General features: G+C 58.3%; 19 protein-coding genes and 1 pseudogene. 10 read left to right on the forward strand and 10 right to left on the reverse strand.

Translation table 11 applies throughout. From position 1 onward, the window contains the following. Positions 1–274 precede the first annotated feature (274 nt). The 5 genes from PQR54_RS25240 (at position 275) to PQR54_RS25260 (ending at position 7356) form a co-directional block, all read left to right on the forward strand. Positions 275–1003, forward strand: coding sequence for an SDR family oxidoreductase (locus PQR54_RS25240; RefSeq protein WP_408250441.1), 729 nt, complete (start codon positions 275–277; stop codon positions 1001–1003). Positions 1004–1412: 409 nt separating this feature from the next. Beyond that, positions 1413–2879, forward strand: a complete 1467-nt coding sequence (gene xylB / locus PQR54_RS25245; RefSeq protein ID WP_408250443.1) for a xylulokinase — start codon at positions 1413–1415, stop codon at positions 2877–2879. 838 nt (positions 2880–3717) lie between these two features. Then, positions 3718–4353: a hypothetical protein gene (locus PQR54_RS25250; protein ID WP_408250445.1), complete on the forward strand. Its 636-nt coding sequence runs from the start codon at positions 3718–3720 to the stop codon at positions 4351–4353. Continuing rightward, positions 4350–6350, forward strand: a complete 2001-nt coding sequence (locus PQR54_RS25255; RefSeq protein ID WP_408250447.1) for a TnsB C-terminal domain-containing protein — start codon at positions 4350–4352, stop codon at positions 6348–6350. The genes PQR54_RS25250 and PQR54_RS25255 overlap by 4 nt, the downstream gene beginning before the upstream one ends. Before the next feature lie 28 nt (positions 6351–6378). Continuing rightward, a complete protein-coding gene (locus PQR54_RS25260; protein WP_408250449.1) occupies positions 6379–7356 on the forward strand; it encodes an AAA family ATPase in 978 nt (325 codons plus the stop codon). Positions 7357–8171: 815 nt separating this feature from the next. Here the strand turns inward: PQR54_RS25260 and PQR54_RS25265 are convergent. The 6 genes from PQR54_RS25265 to PQR54_RS25290 form a co-directional block, all read right to left on the reverse strand. Beyond that, complete coding sequence (locus tag PQR54_RS25265; RefSeq protein ID WP_408250451.1) at positions 8172–8303, reverse strand: autotransporter outer membrane beta-barrel domain-containing protein; 132 nt, start codon at positions 8301–8303, stop codon at positions 8172–8174. Next, positions 8300–8845, reverse strand: coding sequence for a porin family protein (locus PQR54_RS25270; protein WP_408250452.1), 546 nt, complete (start codon positions 8843–8845; stop codon positions 8300–8302). Before PQR54_RS25270 ends, PQR54_RS25265 begins: the two co-directional genes overlap by 4 nt. A 23-nt stretch (positions 8846–8868) precedes the next feature. Beyond that, entirely contained in the window at positions 8869–9069 is a 201-nt protein-coding gene (locus PQR54_RS25275) for a porin (RefSeq protein ID WP_408250454.1), read from the reverse strand. A gap of 201 nt (positions 9070–9270) precedes the next feature. Continuing rightward, entirely contained in the window at positions 9271–10053 is a 783-nt protein-coding gene (locus PQR54_RS25280) for an AMP-binding protein (protein WP_408250542.1), read from the reverse strand. Between the two features lie 2986 nt (positions 10054–13039). Continuing rightward, positions 13040–14020, reverse strand: a complete 981-nt coding sequence (locus PQR54_RS25285) for a ParB/RepB/Spo0J family partition protein (RefSeq protein ID WP_408250456.1) — start codon at positions 14018–14020, stop codon at positions 13040–13042. Then, positions 14017–15225, reverse strand: coding sequence for a ParA family protein (locus tag PQR54_RS25290; RefSeq protein WP_408250458.1), 1209 nt, complete (start codon positions 15223–15225; stop codon positions 14017–14019). Before PQR54_RS25290 ends, PQR54_RS25285 begins: the two co-directional genes overlap by 4 nt. 820 nt (positions 15226–16045) lie before the next feature. On the opposite strand from PQR54_RS25290, the gene PQR54_RS25295 reads away from it, so the two are divergent. The 5 genes and pseudogenes from PQR54_RS25295 (at position 16046) to PQR54_RS25315 (ending at position 19810) form a co-directional block, all read left to right on the forward strand. Next, positions 16046–17425 carry a replication initiation protein gene (locus PQR54_RS25295; protein ID WP_408250460.1) on the forward strand — a complete coding sequence of 460 codons (1380 nt, stop codon included), beginning with the start codon at positions 16046–16048 and terminating at the stop codon, positions 17423–17425. Between the two features lie 620 nt (positions 17426–18045). After that, positions 18046–18249: pseudogene (locus PQR54_RS25300) on the forward strand (TrbG/VirB9 family P-type conjugative transfer protein); the annotation flags it as partial. 301 nt (positions 18250–18550) lie between these two features. Beyond that, positions 18551–19129: a primase-helicase zinc-binding domain-containing protein gene (locus PQR54_RS25305; protein WP_408250462.1), complete on the forward strand. Its 579-nt coding sequence runs from the start codon at positions 18551–18553 to the stop codon at positions 19127–19129. A 61-nt stretch (positions 19130–19190) separates the two neighbouring features. Further along, on the forward strand, positions 19191–19490 hold the full coding sequence (locus PQR54_RS25310) for a hypothetical protein (protein ID WP_408250464.1): 300 nt from the start codon (positions 19191–19193) through the stop codon (positions 19488–19490). A 98-nt stretch (positions 19491–19588) separates the two neighbouring features. Then, positions 19589–19810 (forward strand): hypothetical protein, encoded by a 222-nt coding sequence (locus PQR54_RS25315; protein WP_408250466.1) that lies wholly within the window; start codon positions 19589–19591, stop codon positions 19808–19810. Positions 19811–19918: 108 nt separating this feature from the next. Here PQR54_RS25315 and PQR54_RS25320 read toward each other — a convergent pair whose 3' ends face one another. The 4 genes from PQR54_RS25320 to PQR54_RS25335 form a co-directional block, all read right to left on the reverse strand. Continuing rightward, positions 19919–20152, reverse strand: a complete 234-nt coding sequence (locus PQR54_RS25320; protein WP_408250468.1) for a hypothetical protein — start codon at positions 20150–20152, stop codon at positions 19919–19921. Then, on the reverse strand, positions 20142–20297 hold the full coding sequence (locus PQR54_RS25325) for a hypothetical protein (RefSeq protein ID WP_408250470.1): 156 nt from the start codon (positions 20295–20297) through the stop codon (positions 20142–20144). Before PQR54_RS25325 ends, PQR54_RS25320 begins: the two co-directional genes overlap by 11 nt. Positions 20298–20395: 98 nt before the next feature. Next, positions 20396–20785, reverse strand: a complete 390-nt coding sequence (locus tag PQR54_RS25330; RefSeq protein ID WP_408250472.1) for a hypothetical protein — start codon at positions 20783–20785, stop codon at positions 20396–20398. Continuing rightward, positions 20782–21798, reverse strand: coding sequence for a PRTRC system protein D (locus tag PQR54_RS25335; RefSeq protein WP_408250474.1), 1017 nt, complete (start codon positions 21796–21798; stop codon positions 20782–20784). Before PQR54_RS25335 ends, PQR54_RS25330 begins: the two co-directional genes overlap by 4 nt. Positions 21799–22257: the final 459 nt, after the last annotated feature.

Genomic DNA, 22257 nt, shown 5'->3' on the forward strand with positions numbered 1-22257 from the left:
CCCTGCGGTTCGCTCATTTTTTTCGACAGAAGCGGCAGAAATGGAGAAAGGCATAGAACCGTTGCGAGGGCGCAATTATCACGAGAAACCGGACCCCGGCAGCGGTATGCGACGCAGCCGATATGGGAACAGCGCAGATAATGCTCGGCCATAACCGGCGCGTCGACGGTGGCTACAGTGTGATCGGTAGGTGATCATCGTTTCGACGCCGTTCGGCAGGTTGCATCCCGGATTAGGTGCCGGCAAGAACGGCCAACCAGGAAGGACGGAGAACATGGCACGAGAATTGGAAGGCAAGGTCGCCGTTGTAACCGGGGCTGCGTCGGGCATTGGGCTGGCCAGCACCGAGGCGCTGCTGGCGGCCGGCGCCCGCGTGGTGCTGGTCGACCGCGACGGCGCAGCACTGGCGGCGATTTGCAGCGGACGCGGCGATGCGGCGATTCCGCTGGTGATCGATCTGCTCGACCCGAAAGCCTGCGCGACGCTTGCGCCGCGCGTCCTGGAGATGGCGGGGCAGATCGACATCCTGCATGCCAATGCGGGCGCTTACGTCGGCGGCGATCTGGTCGATGCCGACACGGCAGCGATTGACCGGATGCTGAACCTCAACGTCAACGTCGTAATGAAGAATGTTCACGACGTTTTGCCGCACATGATCGGAAGACGGACCGGGGACATTATCGTGACCAGTTCGCTGGCTGCTCACTTTCCGACGCCCTGGGAGCCGGTCTATGCGTCGTCCAAATGGGCGATTAACTGCTTTGTTCAGACGGTGCGGCGCCAGGTTTTCAAATACGGAGTTCGCGTCGGCTCCGTTTCGCCTGGCCCGGTCATTAGCGCACTGCTCGCTGACTGGCCCGAGGAGAAACTGAGAGAGGCCAAGGAGGCGGGAAGTCTGCTAGAAGCTAGCCAGGTAGCCGAGGTGGTAATGTTCATGTTGACGAGGCAACGCGGCATGACCATTCGCGACGTGATCCTGATGCCCACCAATTTCGACCTCTAGAGCGAGAAAATCGGATCCGTCGGCCTCCTCACGAACAGTGAAAACGGGAAGGACGTCCCGTTTGGCGCGCCGAGGAGTTCCGGACGCGGGCGAAAAGGAACATCTGATAAGCGCTTTCTTCGGGCATCGAACCGCGCTGCTTGCCCCGGACTTTGCATCACGCGATTACCGATGAACCCGAACGCAGGAGCGCCAGCAGCAGCTGCCTTCGCGCGGCCACTTCATTGAGATGACATTCGGGTCGAGACCGACGTCTTCGACGCGAGGACTGCGTCGCGACGAGTCCGACCTGGACTAAAATGCCCCCTGACTTCAAGACGCGCGCCCCGCCCAAATTGACCGCTGCTGCGTGACGGGGGTTTTGGTAACCTATCACGCCACAACCCCCAGGCTTCATCGAGTTTGAAGAATGTTCCTTGGCATTGATCTCGGCACGTCCGAACTGAAAGTCCTGCTGCTGGCCAGCGACGGACTTGTTGTCGGGACTGCGCGCTATCCGTTGGAGATATCCAGGCCGAGGCCCCGATGGTCTGAACAGGATCCAGAGGATTGGTGGCGAGCCACGCGGATTGCTCTATCAACGCTGCGTAAGCGTTATCCCGACGCGTTTGGGCGTATCCAGGCCATTGGCCTCTCTGGCCAGATGCACGGGGCAGTTCTCCTTGATGCCAACGACAGGCCGCTGCGCCCCGCGATTCTGTGGAACGATATGCGCAGCGTCATCGAATGCGATGAACTAACGGCGCGCGCACCAAGGCTGCACGAAGTCTCAGGCAATAGCGCGATGCCAGGGCTCACGGCGCCAAAGCTGTTATGGGTTGCACGACACGAGCCGGAGCACTTCCGGAAGCTGGCGTGCGTCCTGCTGCCGAAAGACTATTTACGTCTGCGATTGACCGGCGTAAAGCTCACCGACCCGTCAGATGCGTCGGGAACCCTTTGGCTCGACATTGCGCGCCGCGAGTGGTCTGACGAGCTTTTGCAGGCTTGCGCCATCACGCGCGCGCAGGTGCCCCCGATTGAAGAAGGGAGTCGAGCGGCCGGCGTCGTTCGTCGTAGCGTCGCGAGCGAACTTGGCCTGCCTGCAAATGTAATCGTCGCTGCGGGCGGGGGCGACACCGCGACGAGCGCGTTGGGCGTCGGAGCAGCGGAGGCCGGGGATGGATTCCTGTCGCTCGGTACGTCGGGAGTGCTATCCGTCGTCACAGATCAGTTTCGGCCGAGCCCACACCCGGGGATTCACGCGCTGTGCCACGCGATTCCGAACAGGTGGCACCGAACGAGCGTAGTGCTGTCTGCGGCCAGTTGCGTTCGTTGGCTATGCAATCTCACTTCGACCGACGAAACAAGTTTGCTGGGTGAGGTCGCGAGTGTCAGCGCCGACCGCCGCGCGAAAGCGCCACTTTTCCTGCCATACCTTTCCGGCGAGCGAACACCGCACAATGATCCGTACGCCCAGGGAGTGTTTTGTGGACTTGTCGATTCGACCAATCGCGCGACACTCGCCTATTCGGTGCTCGAGGGCGTCACGTTTGCGGTGTGGGACGGTTTCGACGCCCTGTATGCGGACGGTACACGTGAAACCGCACTCACTCTTATTGGTGGAGGCGCACGCAGTGCGCACTGGGCACAGTTGGTCGCTAACGCCCTCGGGATAACGATACAGCGGCAGCCAGATGCACAATCCGTCGCTGCCCTTGGAGCTGCACGCCTCGGCTGGCTAGCGGCCGGCGGCGATTTTTCGGTTGTAATCCGTACCCCGCGGGTGCTGGAGGAATTCTTTCCTGACGCTGAGCGGCATTCGATGCTGTCGGAGCGACTGGCATCGTTCCGGGCTTTGTACAGCCAGTTACGCCCGCTTTTCCCGCAATCGTAGACAGGATTGACTCCGACCCGTGGCGCTCGAGCCTTGCAGACAGACGTCTGAGCGGCGCGAAGCAGATTTCGCCACAGACCGCGTCAGTAGGGGTGCGCGGTCCGCTGGCCACGGCAGCACGCTGCCGCGCGATCGCGAGCCGTCCGATCTCTTTCCCGCATTACCCGAACCCGATGTCGGTGGGCCGGTTGGCGTCGACGACAAAATTGAACAGGATAACTATCAAATCAGATAACGCACCCAGAAATCCGACGGCATGACGTCCACTTCGCGCGGGCGCAGTGGTTTCCGTCACTTCGAACACGGACAAATGCCGCATCTCAGCGGCCGTTCCATCGACGTTCGACGAGGCACCAAGCGGCAAACGACATTGCCGGCTCCTCTATTCCGCATCCGATGCTGCGAAGACCACAAGCATCATCGCCGTTACCCCGACGCTCCCTTTACGATCGACCAACAACGGGTCAGTCGATTTACGGGCGCCGTTTAAATTCGTCGCGCGTCTGCGCCTTGCGGGCACCGCCAGCCACTCTGTCGGAGCTACATCCCGATTCAGGATATTCGAATGCTGCTGATAATGTTTGTCACCGACCTGTAGTTCTCCTGTTTTTGTAGTCAGGCAGACAGGTGCCGGGGCAATCACAAGTCGGAGCCGGTTCCCGTAGGACGTAATAAATCTGTCACCGGCCCTCGCCCGTAACCGCGGGCCAGACCGCGCGCCTGTTGACACTTTTATTTCCCTTCGAATCGGCATAAAAGTGTCAACTCGCGTATGTCCGGATTAAATTTGCCAACTCGCCTCCTACACTTCGAATCCCGTCGATAGGAGGCTGATCTGATGGCGGATACCCTTCAGGTAACCGGGCCGGTCGCACTTTGCCGTCCACGTGGCGCACACCGATTTGAAGCCTTCAGCCCCAAGCTCGCGCGCCGCATCATGTTCTACCGTCGTGCATTGCTTGAACAATGGTTACTGCTCGAGGCCAACCCGAAGGTGATCACCTTCTGCGAGCGGCCGGGCTACCTGCTGATCAACGAAGACCGTCACCTCGTCGATTTCTGGGTGCGCTATGTTGATCGCGAGGAGTTGGTTGTACTAAGCGAACTGATTTCGAGATCCAATGCAGACGCGTCAGGCGCCGAGCTTGACGCCTGCACCGCAGAGGTCCGGTTTGTCGCATCGGCTGAGCTCGCCGCGGCGCGTGCGTGGACGGACAACTGGCAGCGCATCCTCCCCTACCTTGTTGTGAACCGGGGCCTCGTACCGGCACCATTATCACCGGCCATCATGCAATTTGTGGATGAACCACGGCGACTGCTCGATATAGAGCGCGAGTTCATGACCAGCGACCCGGTGATCGTTCGCACCGCCTTGTTCAGCCTGCTCCACAGCGGTCGCGTCAGCGCGTCGGCACTTCAGACGCAGCCACTGTCGCTGCTGACCTCCTTCACGGCGTTGGAGGCGACATCATGAGTCGCCGCAAGCCGGAGCTACAAAAGATCGATGTCAACGCGTGGCCCACTGTCGCTCACACCGAACTCGACGAACCAGTCTGCCGCAAGTTCGAGGCGCGGCGGCAAGCCATATTGCGCTATATCGCTGGTGAGCCGATCAGGGCCATTGAGCAATCGACACACTTCAATCGCCGGCAGTTGTACCGCTGGCTTGAGCGCGCCCAGACAACCCACCCTGACGGCCGTCCTTTCGGCTTCCGGGCACTCATCCGCTACGTGCGCATCGCAGAATATGCGCGAGTGCGTGACGTGCAGGTGCGAGGCGAGCGCGGCAGCCGCGGTGCCGCCGGTGCGCTCGCGCAGCTGCTCGAACGCTACCCGACGTTGACAGGGTGGCTGTTGCTGCAGGTGAAGCAACGCAAGGTATGGCTTGAGCAGATCCATACTGACGGGAACCTGCGCACGCGTCTGCGCGGCCTGCAGTCTCTACACGACAATTTCCTGCGCCAATGCCGGTCAGTCGGGTTGACTGCGGCCGACTACCCCCTGAACACAGCAGACCATGCGATCCGCTCGCTTTCGCGACGGGTGAAGGCGGAGATGCTGCGAAGCTTCGGCTCGGCTGCACGTTCCGCGGGCGCCACGCATCTCAAAGGCCTGCCGCGCGTCGACGACTCCGGTCCACCCGCAGCGGTCCGGCCATATCAGGTCGTCGAGTTCGACGGTCACCGGCTGGACGTCCGTCTCAAGGTGGTGGTGCGTGATCCGCTGGGGTTCTCACACGAATTCGAGATGGAGCGAGTATGGCTGCTGGTAATCATCGACGTTTGCACGCGTGCCGTGATCGGATATCACATCGCTTTAGCAAGGGAATATGGCCGCTACGACGTCATCAAGACTATCGAGAATGCGCTGACGCCTCATTGCTCGCGAACGTTCACAATACCAGGCCTGACGTATGGACCGCACGACGGCTTTCCGTCAGGGAGAATGCCTGAACTGGGCTACGTGACCTGGGAGTGGATCAGGCTCGACAACGCGAAGGCCAACCTCGCCGACGAGACGATGACGGCGTTGTGCGAATTCGTCGGCTGCCTCGCTGATGCCGGACCGAAACACAGCCCGGACGAGAGGCCCTACATCGAACGGTTCTTCGGCACGATTGCCAGTCGGCTGTCTTCACGATTGCCGGGATACACCGGTTCTCATATACGCGACCTTCGCCGGGCGCTCTCGGATCCAAAAGGCGATCTGCGCCTCTATGTCTCCCTTGATGAACTGGCGGAACTCGTTGAGTACGCCATCTCAAGCTACAACGGCACACCGCACCGAGGACTCAACAACGCGACTCCGCTGGAGGCGATGGAGTATTTCGTGCGGGGCCGCGAAACGATGCTCGTCTGGCTGGCCGAACACCAGCGCCGGACGCTCTGCCTGATGCAGTCGGCACGGCAGTGCCGCGTGCGCGCCTACCTGCAACAGGGAGTGCGTCCGCACATCAACCTGTATGGCGTGCGCTACACAAACCATGTCCTTGCAACGAGTGCGCACCTCATCGGTCAGCATCTGCTGATCTACATGAACGCCGACGACCTGCGCTCCGTGCGCGCTTTCCTCGCTGACGGCATGGAGCTCGGCGTACTTGAGGCGCAAGGCGCGTGGCGTGTTGTGCCACACAACCTCAAGCTGCGTCAGCAGATTCTCAGGCAGTCGGGCGGGCGGCGACGCAACGCTAACCTCGCTCCCAACCCGATTGAGGCCTACATCGACGAGAAGATGAGGCAGGCGAAGAGAACCCGCAAAGCTGCGACGGAGCTCGCTCATGCGACGCGCCTGCTCGGATCGGCACCGACTGTTCGCAGTCCTGTCGGTCCGCCCCGCCCTCTCGGGACAACCACCGTCACGCCGGGCACATCATCAGGCATGGATCCGCAAGCGACCACGGTCGACGAGCTCAGGCGACGTATGGTGGTTCACCCGCGAAAGCTTTCGATTGGTACCGGTCAGGTGTTTTAACTCGGCTGTTCAAGCTGCGAGGTGTGTCATGTCGCTTAAGATTCCGCGTCCGGTCGATCCATCGCTGCACCCACTCGTCACCGGCAACTATCGTTTGGCGACGCCGGCGATCGAGGCGTTCTATGAGCTCGTCACGCGCTGCCTGCGCTACCGCATCATGGGCGCACTAACCTATGGGCCATCGCGGGTTGGTAAAACGCGGGCCATTGAATACGTTCGACTGCTCCTCGCCCGTCAGTACCCGAAGATAACCACCTATCATGCGCAGTGCGAACACAAGCCGCGGCATGCAGAGGGCCCTTTCTTCGCGACTCTGCCGGAGGCGGTAGGCGATCACGCACCCAACGCCGGCACCAGTTCGGCAAAACGTTCGCGCCTGTCATTGCGTATTCGCGAGGCAGCCGCACGCTCAGGAAGCAATGCCGTGCTCATGTTCCTCGACGAGGCCCAGAGGTTCAATGAAAATGAATACGAGTGGCTGCGAGATGTGCATGACGTGCTTGATCGCCAGCAGATCAAGCTGTTCACATTCCTCGTCGGGCAGGAGGAACTGCTCGCGCAGAAGACCGCCTTGCAGCTTGCAGGCAAGACGCAGATCGTTGCGCGCCTCATGGTCGACGAACTCGCGTTCTATGGTATCCGCAATGCCCAGGACGTCGCGACATGCCTTAATGGTTATGACCAAACGGCCTACCCGGAAGGCACGCCCTGGAGCTTCACACGCTTTTACGTGCCCGAGGCGTTTGACGCCGGCTATCGCCTGGTGAGCGACGCCCGCCAGTTGTGGCAGACGTTCGAGGCTGCACATCACAAGGCGAGCTTACCCGGCAACCTAGATTTGCCGATGGACTCATTCGTCCGCGCCGTCGAGATTGTCCTCAAGGAAAGCGAGATCAAGGATGCGCCGGGTTACTGCCCCGAGCCAGCTTTGTGGACCCACGCTGTTCATCATTGCGGCTATATCCAGTCCCGCCATGCAACCGGACGCGTGCTCGCAACAGCGTAGCTGTGGAGCGCTCGAGGCAGTGCGCTTCCCTATTCTGACATTCGACGAATGGCAGCCCGGGAGGCCACCGGGTCGGGGGTTCATGACCGATTGGCTCCTGCCGGGCGAATCCCTCGTCTCGATCCTCTGGAAATTCGCCTGCGCCAACGCACTGCCAGGCGATGTGCTGATGCGCCTGATATGCCCGGACGCTGATCCACTCGAGCGCGTGATCCCGCTGCGAAGCGCGCTCGATCTCGCTCAACTTCGCCGACTGCTGCGACTACCTGCGAACGTGTTGCGCACATCGTTGCTCGACAGAACGCCGGGAGAGCGGTACCACGCGGCTTTCAGATATTGCCGGCAGTGCGCCGCTCACGGCTACCACAGTGTGCTGCATCAGCTTACGGAGGAAGATGGCTGTGCGGCTCATGGGCAAAGACTCCGGACGCGATGTCCGCAATGCCGGCGAGAGAGTCCGTTTATCATCAACAGCAGCGTGATCGAAGCACCATTCCGCTGCGTCTGGTGCCGTTCACATTTCTGCTATGGGCTGCTCCCGGTGCGTTCAACGACGCAGGCGATGCGACGGCAGGACCGCCTCGCGATCCAGGAGCGAGTGCTTCTACGACTAGGCAGTGGTGCCTCGAGCGTGTCGGACGGGTAATCGCCGCGTTCCGGTGGCGTCCGCGGGGTTGCAGACCGCCCTCCCTTTTGCCGATCGGTTTATGGCGAAGCAGTGAAAAGTGGGTGCGGTGAATGACGGTTAGTTGCATCCGCAGCAGCGGCGCGAGTTGACACATTTAATTACGCAGCAGAGACAGATTTAATACGTTCTACGCCAGCCCATGTTGACCGCCGAACTGCATCGCGTACGTATTAGCGTTGTAGCCGATCGCGTCCGAACCATCCGAACTCGTGTGGTTATCGATCATGCGTCCCCAGCCGCAATCGTGCTCCTGCATCATTGTGTCAGCGGGAGCGTCGAAAGTCGGGCAGCTATACGTCCGCTCGACAAACGGGTAGCTCGCCGCAAGCGCTGCCGTGCCGACTGCCTGCTGCGTTTCGTTGCCCAGAGAATTGAGCGCGGCGTTATACGCGGCATGATCGGAATGCCGTTTGCCAGTTGTGCGAAGGCAGTGCCGAGCGCATTGGCGGCCGCTCCCGAATCAAAGTTCGCCTGCAAATGATTCGCCTGTGATTGCGCATTCGCGCTCAGGCTCGCTGCGCTTGCCGCGAAATTCGCGTGCGGCGTGACATACAGCGACTGCGACCAGACGCGATTCATGCCGGCTGAGCCCGCAATACCACCAAGGCTATAGAGCGCACCGGATTTGAAACCGCCATACAGCTGGCTCATGTACTTGATCGCGTTTGCCACGCGATTCTGCGGATCGAACGCGTCAAGATTGCCGGGGTGCGCGCCAAAGAGGCCACCCACGGCAGCCCAATCGGCGCCCGACTCGAACGGACCGACCCGCTGCGTCGCCGCCGAATACTGCTGCCTCAAGGTCACTATTCCATATGGGCTGTCTAACCCAACAAAACCTGCCGCCCGAAGAATGCGCCATTCTGGCCAAGCGCGCCGTTGGCGACGTTGAAATCGCCCTCGAGCGTAAAGACCGTCGACACGCCACCGCCGAGCGACTCTTTGCCCGTAAGTCCCCAACGATTCCCCGACATGGCGCCGCTATCGAGAAAATAGCGCGACGCGCGCGGGCGTTGCTGGTCCACGTTATCCCCGGATTGGCAAGACCGTACTACGTCACGCAGTTTTCGGCATGGGCTATCGCGCTGCACCGCGGGCGGCCAGCATCAGCCAGTGTTTTTCATGGCGTCTCATATTTTTTCCATTCGCAGTACATACTATTAGCCACTCAGCTTTATTGCTAAGATGAAAATGCCGCTTACGGCGCATATCTCAAGCAGGCTGACTCAGGTAACGCGTCGTTCGTGGCCGCGCCAGTATCGTTCCCTGACGTACTTGCGCGACATTTTCCCGTTGCCGTCCTTCGGTAATTCGCTGACGAACTCAATCGAGCGGGGCTTCTTCGCCAGCCGATGGTCGTCAACACTCAGGGTAAAGGCCTCCCGTAGTTTCCCCCGCGCCATCCCTGTGACAACGGGGGACGAATCGCCTGCCTTGCATCCTCGACTAGTGCGGGCGCGATAGGCGCTCCGCCATACAACATGTTGCGAGTCAAGATACGAATCGGGATCGAAACGGTCATGCAACAGAATGGTGCCGCCCTGACTCAGAAACGGCTCGATGACCACGCCGCTGGCATGCGTGATCGGAGCAGCAAGCGCAAGCGCGTCGCCCGGCGGCGCGGGCATGCGCCCAATTACGACCTTGCACAGCGAAGCCATCCGGTTGCCTACTGTCTGCATCGCGGCTTTGAGCTTGCCGGTCGGGCCAGACGTGAAGTGCAACACCGCGAGGTCCGATGCCTGCATCTCGACATCCGGATTGGTGGAGTTGGCGCCTTCGAACAAAGCTTCGTACCGGAGGAAATCCGCGGCTTCGCCCTCGATCGCGACAAAACGCTCGACACCTTCGAATCGCGGAAGTAGTGTTTTGATCACCTCGATATGCGGTCCTCCAACGAGCACAATGCGCGCCTGTTCCTTGATGATGGTCTCTTGGGCTTCGGCGGCAGAAAGGCGAGCATTCAACGCAACCTTTACGAGGCCCGCCGCGTATAACGCGCACGCCACCTCGATCAATTACGGGCAGTTCGATGCCTACACAGCGATGCGGTCTCCCTTCTATGCCTCAAGTCCGAGCAGCGCGCTGGCGAGCGCCATGTAATGAAATATACGTTTTACGTCACAAATCGTACAACAAAGCTCCAGCGGCTTGTTGACGCACGGCGGCGGCGAAAAATGGTTGTATAAAACGCGTCCAACCCTTTGCACTCCGCTTTATCCGTGAAACATTCTCCCTTTAACGGCTCGGACACCGCGTCAGGCAAGGTGTTCGCCGAGTTTCAGGTTTGCTGTTAGGTGTTTCACGGATCAATGCGTTTCCGCATCAAGGACCACCGTCCACGGACTTCGCAGCTCCCTTGCACGGTTTCCCGCCACTCTTTGCAACGTTCATCTCTATTGTCCCCCGATTTTTCAGATTCTACTTACGGGTGTCCCGCCGAAAAATCTCGAAGAAAAATCCCATTAGGAATCCTTATGATACTACGGTGTCGATGGTGGTATGGTTCCAGACTTACTTGGTAAGACTGGTGCGGCTGTCCATCCAGCCGGGGGACCTGCGACGATCGCCCCCGCCTGTACTTCATCACGGATAGTGATGGCAACGTGAGCGCCTGCCCCCCGCAGGTGCAGGCAGCCCTAGTGGACCTCGCCATCGACCGCAGTTCGCCGGTGCCACCGATCACCTCAAGGCCTCGGTACAGCGCACGGCAGCACAAGGCGGATGTCGTGCAGTTGAACGCCGGTGAGCAGACAACCGCGCTCACCGTTGCACGGCCGTCCGCCGCTCATCCAATTGTCATGTGATTCCGACCTCTCATCGCTATGCGGTTGATCCGGGAAGGAGTTTGGACGCTGGGCGTCTGTGGCGCCCTGCAACTTCTGTGGCTGCATCTGGTGGCGCTCCGTTCTCGCAGCGGTGCGGGTCGGGCCCGAGTATATCGTCTCGTGGCCGCCACAGCACGAGGCGGCGATCGGCGTGTAGGTGATCGAGAATATCGATCCGGACTGATCGCACCATGTCACTGAACTCGTCATGATCGGTGGAGAACCCTGAGCACTGGCGCCGCTTGAGCGGTTATCGATCGGCGACGCTTCACAGGAATGGAGGGCTCTCTGCTTGCCGCTTAGCAGGCGACTGGATCCGATGCGGCGACTGACAGTGACCGGCCAGCCTTGGCGGTGGAGGCGCAGCGGGTCCATTGCGGGATAGGAGGTCGTCCTTCGACGCACCTGTCCTGTGGCGCCGCTTGTGTTACTACGCGTCCGGTCGGACCAGAAGAGACACGGCGGCGAAGCCCCGACGGCAACGCCACTCCTCGCCGGTAGAAACTCGTACAGTGAGCAATGACTCAATTGCTAGCCGATATGGGTAGTCTATCCAAAGCGGATCGTACGTCGCGGCGCAGGCGTTCCGTCATTCTTTTATTCCCCATGCCGCCGCCGGAGACGAGCCGATGGATGGGATCCCCGTGCGCCCGGTCATGCGAGGATGCGGCCTACGTCGACGATATGAAAGAGAAGCAACGGAGAAATTTCCTGAACTCGACGCACCTGCGGAGACGGGCGAGGACATGCTCGAATTCTCGTGCTTTGGAGGGTTGCCGAATTGCGCTGCAGATGAGGGAGCGGGGCCGTACGGCCCCGTTTGGTCCAAGGAACTATGCCCGTGTTAGGCGAGCGCGTTAAAAAACGTCTCTGCGGTATGCTATTGCTCCGCCGCAGTCCGGTTACCCCAGTTTCAAGGTGATGGGTATCCGCTGGATATTGCTGCACTCCAAAGCGTCTCCCGCAAACTGAAATCACTTCATCGCTCGTGCTGTTTTTCCGAAGGAAGTCCCGCAGCGCCAAACTCTGTATGTTTATTTTGGATAGTATTTGTTGCCGGTCGGAGCGACATCGCTCAGCCGCATCGCCACCATAGCAAGGCGTGTTTCGGTGGCGGGATCGTCTGCATCGCACTGTAACTCGATTCGCAGCTTCCCCCTCGGCCCCCGTTTTACCTTCACCTCCACTGAACTATCTCCGAGTCCGACAAATCGGTTCATCAGTTCTCGTTGCGTCAGACGCGGAATCGTGGCGTGTGCGTCTAGCGCCACATTGCGAATTGCATCGGCACCTCGCACCTTGGGCAATTGAACAACCTGCCAGCCCAACGCAAAGGTTAGAGACTGCCCCGGGAAGAGTGTCCGCACTTCAGTCGGTAAGGCGGCGATTTGCCGCCTTTACCAATCGCGCGCGGTCAATTCCCAAAGCGTCATCTGCCTCCCGCGCAGATGACCAGAGACCTGCACGAACTCCGTCAAGATACCTTTGATGGAGAGCCAAGGGCGCTCCTTTGAGTGCGTTTTGTACTCTGCCGTATCCTCGCCACTTAAGAGGGCGAGAATTTGCGTCCTCGACTTCCCTGCGGGATCAATGATCGCTGCCCGAAGTATCAATTGATTTAAAACGGTGCTTATTTCGGGCCCGGTTCAACTCTCGCGCCGTACGATTTGCAAGCCCAACACTCTTGAAGAGACCGAGAATCTCGCTCGGGAACTCAGCCACAGCTACCGCCTGTTGGAGACGGGCCGGGCTAGTCTTGAGGTTCAGGGCCAACAACTCCCTCGATCCCTCGCGATAGCTGTTCCAATGGCGACCGAGGCCCGCGCGATAAATTTCTGCGGGCCTAAGCGGATCATCTAACGCGGCCTTCGCAGCCACACTCGTTCGAATCATTCATTTTGCGATTAAAGCGGCGGCTTCGAGGACTCCCTTCTGAGTTACACGAGCAGGGCACGAAGCGGCTCTAGATCTACTGCCCAATTCGTGCGATTCGGTATCCAAATATATTCGCCCGAATTGCGAGGATGTAGCGACCCTGGAATTTTCATCACGCAAACGCAACTTCTTCCGCGCTTGGTGTGAACGTCGCGTCCCCAATGGGGACACGGTATCGATTAAGTTACTGGCAATGCGACGTAGTGTCCCCACTAGGGACACTACGTCGCGCTCAGTCCGCCGCAATACTGCCCGAAAATAACTCCGCGATGACAGTCCGAATTTGTCGTTCCTTCTCCGCGGTGAGCATCCCCGCTTTGATTTTAACGGTAAAGCTGACTGCATCCTTAGTGATCGAACCCGCCTGATTCTTCCCGGCAAAAATCTTTTCGATACTCCTGTCGCTCAAGCTGCTCGGTTGATTGCCACCGCTCTCAATCGCCAGCTTTGTCACCTTCGCCAGTTTCGTCTGATCTAACTCGCCGGCAACCACCCTAGCCCAGACGCCTCGCGCAATCTCAAGCGCTTGCCCGTCCTTGTCCCGAAGCACAGACACCAAGCTTTCTGCCGCGTGCGCACCGATGAGCCGCGGCTGAACGTCAAGGTCTTGAATCACAAAATCCGGCAGGTCGCCGAAGGAGAGGTACCGGTAGAATTCCGAGCGAGAAATGCCTAACGCTTCAGCCATGCGCTTACGATTCGAAAATTCCTTTTCCGTCGTCCGAATGGACCGCGCAATCTCGTAGTCCGATAAATCTTCGCGCGCCACATTCTCTACAAGGGCCAGCATGGCCATCTCCTCGTCGGAGAGGTCAATGATGACGACCTTGATACTTTCCATTCCGAGCATCTTGTGCGCACGCCAACGACGTTCGCCCGCAACGATTTGATAGCCGCTCGCCATACGACGGACAACAATGGGTTGGACTAGACCCGCTTCACGGATTGACTCTGCGAGCTGCGCTAGTTTCGCGTCGTTAAATGTCTGACGTGGTTGCCATGGGTTCGGGACAATTCCAGCAACTGAAACTTCGCCCGACGCGCCGGCGTTTTCAAGTTCCACGATACGCTGTTGAGCGTAAGCCAAAGCTCCTGCCATTCCGGGCGCTGTCCGCGGACTTGAAGGCTTGTCGGCATGCTGATCTACCTTAATGTCTTTTGCTGCCCTGACCTCTGCAGTTTTGCTCATCATCCGTTCGCGAAGATTGCTCATTGTCCTGCCCTCCACTGGGCCACATATTGATCATCGATCCACTTGCAATAGTCCAACAGCGGCTGTTTTACTCGAGATAATGTCTTGGCTACCGCGTCGGAGCGCGAAAGGTCAAAGACAGTAGAGAACGCTAGTGCGCCGTTGCTCATCACAGAACTAGCTGGAACTTCGGTTGTATGCAGCCAATCACCGTACGCGCGCTGCGACCAAGACCGCACTACCGGCGCAGACGAGGTAGTACCGTAATCAACCCGCGATAGCAGCACGGAGATGAAGTCGTAGGTTTTGTCCACTTCGTGTTGGACGAATCCGTGTGCGACCTCCGCAAAGAGAGACCAGAACGACACCGACGAAATGAAGTCCAAACTCTCCGGCACCAACGGCATCACCATCGAATCTGCGGCCATTAACCCGTTGAGAGTCATATACGAAAGAGAAGGCGCTGTGTCCAGGACGATGTAATCGTACTGCGCGCGCAGCGGTTCAATGCCCTTGCGAAGTACAGACCAAAACTCGAAGCCCGGATTTGTCTGCTGCGCCGTTGGAAGATGAAATTCAGCATCGTGCAGATAGTTGTGTGCCGGAATTACATCAATCCCGTCCCAATACGTGCTTTGAATCTTCGACGTCAGCCCACCTTCCATCTCGGGCTCATAAATGAATGGAAGAACTGTATCTTCCCACGTCACATCTTTTTCGGCGTACAGCCCGCATAGTTCAGAAAGGGACGCCTGCGGGTCCAAGTCAATCACAAGAACCTTGCGACCACGCAGGCTCAACCCCTGTGCAATACACATTGTTGTCGTGGTCTTGCATGATCCGCCCTTGAAGTTGGCGGAGATCAAAACCCGACCTCGATGCTCGCGCGTACCCGTGACAAGCGGAGTTTGATAAATGTCAGATACTTGCTGCACCCAGGTTCGGGCGTCTTTCAACGAAAAGATGCGCGCTCGACCGGTGCCGTTTGCCACACCCGGCGGGAGGTCTCCGCCGTCCTTTGTCGCCAGATAGTTGATCTTCTGGCGGTCGATGCCACAGAGCTCCGACAATTCGCCGATCGTGAAAACCGGAGGATTCTTGCGGGGTCGGGGTGCAAGGATTTGGTCGCGCAATTCGTTGGCCATGACCGTCAAACGCTCGGCAAATTCTCCGAGATTGGAGAGTTTAACTCGGCGATCGATGCCTGGCAGTTCGCTCAGATTCATTTTGCAGAGATCCTATTTTTACAGGGCGCGTCCGTTTCTCAACGCCCTTCGTTTGTTTCCACAGTTCTGGTTGATTATCACATCGAACCGTAGAATACGTATCACACCGCAAAATAGCTACAAAAATTTGTGGTCCACTTTAATTTCTTCTCTACTCGCTGCAAGTCTTTTGAATTCAACAACTTATCGGGTTAGCGGTGTGACCATTGGCGTTCCGTCGACAACCTCGCTCGGCGCGCCCCGCCTTTGGCCGCGTTTACAGCATCCGCGCTAACACAAAACACCTCACCTTCGCGTCCAAAGGATCGCCGACTTGATGATGATTCGCCCTCCAGCACAAAACGCCTCACCTTTCTTTCTGTCGTCGAATCAATTGAACACTAAGGAATTTCGAGCGTGTGGTGATAGACACTCCTGCCGCAACGCGATTTGGTCCGTCCGTCCGAAGCGTCCTCGGTTACCTTGTCAGGCTGCGTCGGTTGTTAGTTTTCATAGAAAAACAAAACAGACAAACAACAAACAGACGTGACAAATACCTTATAAATCATCGGGTTACGGACGCAAGGTGAGACGTTCTGTGCTTAAGGTGATGTTGATTGAGCGCAAAGGTGAGGTATTTTCCACCGCAAAGTGAGGCGATTCACTACGCAAGGTGAGGCGTTTTGGCTGCGCGAGGTGAGGTGAAATGTGATGAATTCGCTCACGGTGAGGTGTTGTGTGTTCATCTCCCCCCTGAAGGTGAGGTGATCTGTGTTGACACGGCACCTTGCCCTCGGTACCGTACCGCTGCATATCACCAATGAAACAGGCTGGGGGCTGAATGGGAACATCAGGGCAGGTGGCCACGTCGCGGCAGCTGGCCCTCGCATTGTTCGACGATGCGAACGCTGAGGATCTACCCGTTGACGCCGCCCGCTCGGATGTCGGTTTCGCGAGAAAGAACGTCCTGATACGCATCGTCGATTTAGGCGTCGCCGCAAGACGTCTTATCGACGCGGCGTACTTTATCGTGGCCCAAGAGGAGCAGCTCCGCGACCTGTATGACGTTGAGTTGGATTATTTCAAATGGCTCATGCGCTATTCGAGTCGCAATAATACTCACCTCGAGCAGGTAATTACGGAGGCGCAGAGGGCATTGATCCAGGCTACTGCTTCGCCGGATGTCGATGGAGAAAAGCCCTTCGGTTCTGTACAACTAATCGGTCGCATTTCATACTCGGGCGGCCGCTTCCAATTTAGAGTGCCGCCGGATCTAATTGGCATAATCCGCGGCCCAGGGAAGTCGCACTGGCTTAGTCTGCGGATAACCTCCCTCTTCACGCTCAGCTACGCCCGCGTGATGTACGATCATTTACTCCCTTACGCGGACGAGGGCGGAACTGATTGGCTCACGCTCGATGAACTGCGTTCGTGGCAGGGCGCGATGGGCGCCAAGGCACAGGAGTTCAAATATTTCAAACGTGACTGGCTTGCACCAGCGGTGGAGCAAATCAACGAGGTCTCTGATCTAACGCTTTCATACGAAACGCGAAATGAGCCAGGATCTCGCAAGATTGGCCGCTTGAGATTTCGCATTGAACGGAAGGAAATGGCAGAGCGCATGTTGCAGACGCACGAGAATGCGCAGGCGATTTATCAAACGTTGAAGCAAGAGTTCGGTCTCTCCAGCGCACAACTGAATCAGATTGCCGCCCAGCGAGATATCTATACGGATGACCGATTGGAGCAGGCAATCGAGCGCACGCGTTTCAGTTTAAAAACGGGCAAAGTTTCGAAGAGCCCGGCGGGATTCTTCATGAAGGCGCTGAAGGAAGGGTGGATCATTTCTGACGCTGAGCGCAAGATGATTGAAGTTCAGGATAACCTTGCTCTTACTCAACAACGCGAGGTCGAGGTAAAACAACAGGTTGCAACACAGATGGCGTTGCGTGTTGCAGCTCAAGATGTGCACGCGCAGGACCGCCGGGTTAACGAAATCCGATCCGGCTGGGAGACGTATGAAACCGCGGCGCCAAGACAGAAAGAGGAGTGGCGACGGACCTACAAGGCGAGCCCTGCGGGCAAGCTGACATTGCGTAGGGTTGGCATCGATGCAGCGAGCGAACTAGCCGACCTCACGATTCGAAAGTACCCCGACCTGAAAGACGGGCTTGCGGGTCACGTGTTCAACCAAGTCAAATTTGGTAAGGCCCAAGGTTAATTTCTCGATTGCACGAGCCAGCAACAACACCTTTAGCTTCGATAGGGCGGCGGCTCCCAGCAACCCCGGAAAGTTTGGCCTCGCAGACGTACCAGCGGGTGCTTTATGTTGATCTGCTCGCGCAGAGGATGTCAGAACAAATCGCCTTCGCTCACCGCTGCCTTCGGGCCTATCCAGACCTCGACAGAATTTGCAGGAACCCATTCATGAATGGCTACCATTGGCACAAGTTCTAAGTCGGGCATTCGCGACGAAAGGCACTGAAATTTAAGCGCCTTTTTCGTCGTTCATCCCACGCGTTCCTGCGGCCACCGGCATCGCACCGCTCCAACGCTATTAACGTGTTATCGCAACATTCTCAGAAAGACCCCTTTATTCTTCGTCTTTCTCCGACATTGGGTTGGTGCTTTGCAGTCGAGATCTGGCTTGAGTCGTGACTTTGGCGACTCTCCGAATGTTTCCAATTGGTCGGGTCTTAATAATTCGAAGCGCCTTGTATAGCAAGGATCTGAAGTGGAAAGCGGTTGATGCATCTGCAGGAACCTGGCAGATTATGGTTAGGTTTCCTTCATGTTTGCAGCGACTGTCTTTGCACACAGGATGTTCAGGCCAAGAAACCTATGGGCACTGGATCACTGAACCCGGCAATGATCGTGGCTGACGCTATGAGCCCGGTGAATCCCTTTAACGGCGGCGCGGACCCGCTCACCATGCCAAGCGATGCCCGGATCGGCGTCTTTCCCTACAGCCGTGACCAGATTTTCCACGTCCTCAAAGCGCCGCTGAAACTGACCACGATCGAACTCGAGCCGGGTGAGAAGCTGACGCTGTATGCAGTGCGCGCTCATTGCGTTCTGATCTTGTAAATCCTCACTATCATTCCCGTATTGCCTCACCTTCCGTTGCTTTGGAGATCCCATCCGGGGATGCCGAAGTAACGAAGGTGAGCTTCTTTTCCCGCATCTGAACGGACCGGTGCCGGCATCCCCTTCGCGTGTATTTCCTTGCTGAAAAAAGCAGTTCGTTCGAGTGCGAATCGGCGCGCCCGGACGGCTTTTTTGAGCAACGGTTTCACCGCCTTCTCGAAGGCATCGAGCTCAACCACATCCACAACTGAAGTGACAAATGAATGTTAAGGACGTCAAGCTGTCCCCGGAACAGTGGCTTGCGTTGCTCCAGAAGTTTGGAGTGCCCGCAAGCTCACTAACCGGGAAGGGCGCACCGTGTCCGATCTGCGGCGGAGACTACCGCTTTACCTATGACACCAAGCGCGGCCGGGGTGACAGGGTTTGCCGGAAGTGCAGTGACGGCGACCTTAAGGCCGGCGACGGCTTCGAGCTGATCTGCAAAGCCACAGGAATCAGGTTTCGCGAGTTGATGGTTGAGTTCGACGGGGGCGGTCCTGCTGTTGCCCGTCGTGCCAGCAATGCGCCGGCGCCGCGCCGAAAGGTCGATCCAGCGTGGGCGCAAAAGCGGCTCGATTCGATGTGGGAACGGGCAAATGCCATCGGCAGGGATGACCTGGTATCGCGGTACCTTCGTGCGCAAGTGCCCGGCCTCGATGTCGCCCCGTCTGGCGCATTGCCTCTGGGGATGCTCGAGTATCGGCACGATAAGAAGGTGGTCGGCGAATGGCCGGGGTATCCTGGCCAGATTGACGTTGCCGGATGGCCGGTTAGGCACATTGCATCGCACTTTCCTTGAGCGGTCAAAGCCTGCGAAGGCGACGATCATCACTAGCGATGGGGAAGTTCTGCCGTCGAAGTTGAACGACGTGACGCTTCACAAGCTCAACGGCGGCGCAGTCCGGCTGATGGATCCGGTCAACGGTGAGATCGGCGTCGGCGAAGGGCTGGAGACGGTCCTCGGCGCATACATGAAGTTCCGTGTACCCGTGTGGTACTGCCTGAACCGGGCTCTGCTGTCCGACTTTGTCGTCCCGGAAGGCCTCGGCATACGCGTTGTCCATATCTTCGCGGACGAGTGGGTTGCCTCGTGGTCGGCGCCGCTGGCGCTAGCACACAGAAAGCAAAGTGCCAAGGCGCATCACGCGTTGCATGTCTGATTGAAAGCGGGCGCTCCCGCCGAATTTTTTAAACCGCCCGGTGGGGATTCGTCCCCGCCGGGGCCGCAATCCGTCCGGGCTTTTTTTTGGAGAAAAGCATGTTCACCATGATTGTTGGCCGGTTCAAGATCGTTGCTACCTCTGGCGTGAAGAACGGTTCTGTTCGCGTTGGGAAGTCGGATGCTGTTGCGTACGACGTGATCGACCGCTATCGGCGGGAGAACCCCAGACCCGAAAAGGTCGGCATCCCGTTTGATGACGTCTGGTCATACTGCGTTCGCCGTCAGGCAAGCGCACAGGGCGTCGCGTTACTGCATTAACGTGTCAACCATCCCTTGAAGACAAAACCCGGCCAATGTGCCGGGTTTTTTTCGCCCGCGCGTAATGGCGGGATCAGCTTTGGCGGCCGCGCTCCTCACGCGGCCCCGTCAATCATTGTAGGCGTGATAGCGAAACACGACTTTCAGCAGAAAGGCGAAAAAGAGGATGGTCGGCCGCACCAGACCGACTGTGTAGTACCACGCGGAAAGGCAAACCACGAAAATAGTGTCGCTGACACGGCTTTTCGGAAACTCGGTGTCGATGCAACAGATCGCGAACAGCACAACAGCGAGGATCACCCGTCGATAGATGGGTGGAAGACCCATGAATTTACTGAACATCGTCGCCACCTTTCATCAAACGGGCGTTGAGGGCGCGCAGGAACAGCACAGCGGACTCCCATACTGCCAGGCCGGCCGCCACGAGAATCCAGAAGCGTGCCGCGCGCGTCCAGTCGGATTGAGCGAGTAGATCGAAAAGGTTCATGGTTTGGTCCGTAGGGCAGGTTGCTCACAGTTGACTTCGCCGTGAGCCGATGACCCATCTTCGCAAATGTACTGCGAAGTCAAGGCCATCGGACTACCTCAGAAGTCGGCGAACTGCTCGCCTATCGCGTCCGTGTCGAACCGCCGCGCTGAGGGCGGCGAATGGACGACTGACGGCAGATCGCTCGCAAAGGCAGCCTCTGACCGGCTAGCAGCCGCGGAAGCGTCCGGCATCGACTTCGGCCTTTCCGCAGGTCGGCTATATCCCGATCGAGAGCCCGTGAGCATCGTCGTCGACGACCCCTGCTCGTTGATAAGCCCGCGGAGTGGCAAGGCGGACTGCGCGCGATCGCCGCGGACTGCAGCCCCCGCGATGGACCTGAACGCACCGGCCCTTAGCCGTGCATTTGCAAACTGGCTGAGATAGGCGAAGAGATCAGGGTCGGTCGCTTCGTTCAGCGTTACCTTGATCAGCATCTTCCCGTTCATGCAGCGGCTCCCATCGCCTTGCGTTCGCGCGCGAGGGTGGCTTCACCGACAATCAGGAAGCCTTTTACGTTTGCATAGCAGGGCGCCTCGAGAACGTCGAGCTGGGCGCGGGGGAAGGCTGCCCGGATGACGGGCTCATAGAGCTTGGCTCCGCCGCCGGTCAGTACGATCGAGCGAAGGTCCGCGGTGCGCCCTACGCGGTTCTGCATATCCTTGACCGTTGAGGTCATGACGGCCTCAGACTGCTCAAGCAGCGGAGCGAGGTCAATGTCCCTACCGTAGAACAGCATCGGTTTCTTCTCACGAAGACATTTGTCGATGCGCTCGACGTCGACCGGCTCGGACTCTTCCTTCGAGATCAACGCAGCGATGCGTTTGTAGACCTGGGATGCGCCGCCGGGGACGCCGCCGCTGCGCCGGTCGTTCATGGTGAAACCGTGCGCGACAACCCAGTCGGTCGTGAAATAACCAACGTCGATCACGAGGTGCGCGTTTTCGCGATCGAACCTCTCTCCGCCGTACTCCGAGAACGAGACGAGTGAGCCGAGGGGTTGCGGCACGACCTTGACGGAATTCACCTTCACCGGGCCGTGCCCGAAATCGAGCGTGCCTGTGAATGCGTCACGAAGGTGCGCAGAATACTGCGTGATAGTGTGGACCGGCAGGCCGAGTACCATGCGCTCAACTTCTGTCACGCCGGCGAAATGCAGCGAACCGCCGAGCAGTGCGGCATAGCTGGGCGTAAGGCAGAAGTCCTCCGACAGCGTCCGCCCGGCATTGCCGTAGGCAGACGACATTTCGACGCCGGGGCCGATCTCATATGTCGTTCCGTCGACCTCGATCGGCGCGACCTTGCGCGCTGAAAGCACTCCCTGGCCGAAACCGGACACCGCATCGCTAACGGCAAGGGGTGCTAGCGATGGAAACATCTGCGTGGCGATGTCGGAGCCCATACGAAACGCACTCTTGGTATTGCCGTATCCGACGTCTACTGCGAAAACTGAAACTTTCATGGCTCTCTCCAGAGTTGTAAGGGGTTGGTCGCTGCGAGGCGTGGGGCCAAATTTGGGCACTTATGTGCCCAAGCAGCGACGCTGATTAGTCGCGCTAAACCGCTTGGCCATTTAACGGGCACATGTGTGACCAAAATGTGCCCCAGCGCCTGCATGACGATCCAACTCTATAGGCGTGCGAGAGAAGTCAAGGCGGTAAAAGCTCGCAACATTTACGCAGCTTTCGCACCGCCGCGTGTCGCGTGGGCCTTTAATCTCTACGTTACCAACCGCGCGATTCGCGCATCGACCTCCGAGTTTCACCATTGAAGGGATCGCTTTGCCTGGCGATTTACCTTCCTGTCACAGGCCGCAAAATGAAGCGGCCTTTTTCTGAATCAAATCAAATACACCGTGGGCCAACTTGAGGACCCCGGACACGCGATATCCATTGGGTTAGCGGGCGGTTTTGCCCCATTT

Origin of the sequence: Paraburkholderia phytofirmans (assembly GCF_046028095.1) — a bacterium.
Taxonomy (GTDB): Bacteria; Pseudomonadota; Gammaproteobacteria; order Burkholderiales; family Burkholderiaceae; genus Paraburkholderia; species Paraburkholderia phytofirmans_A.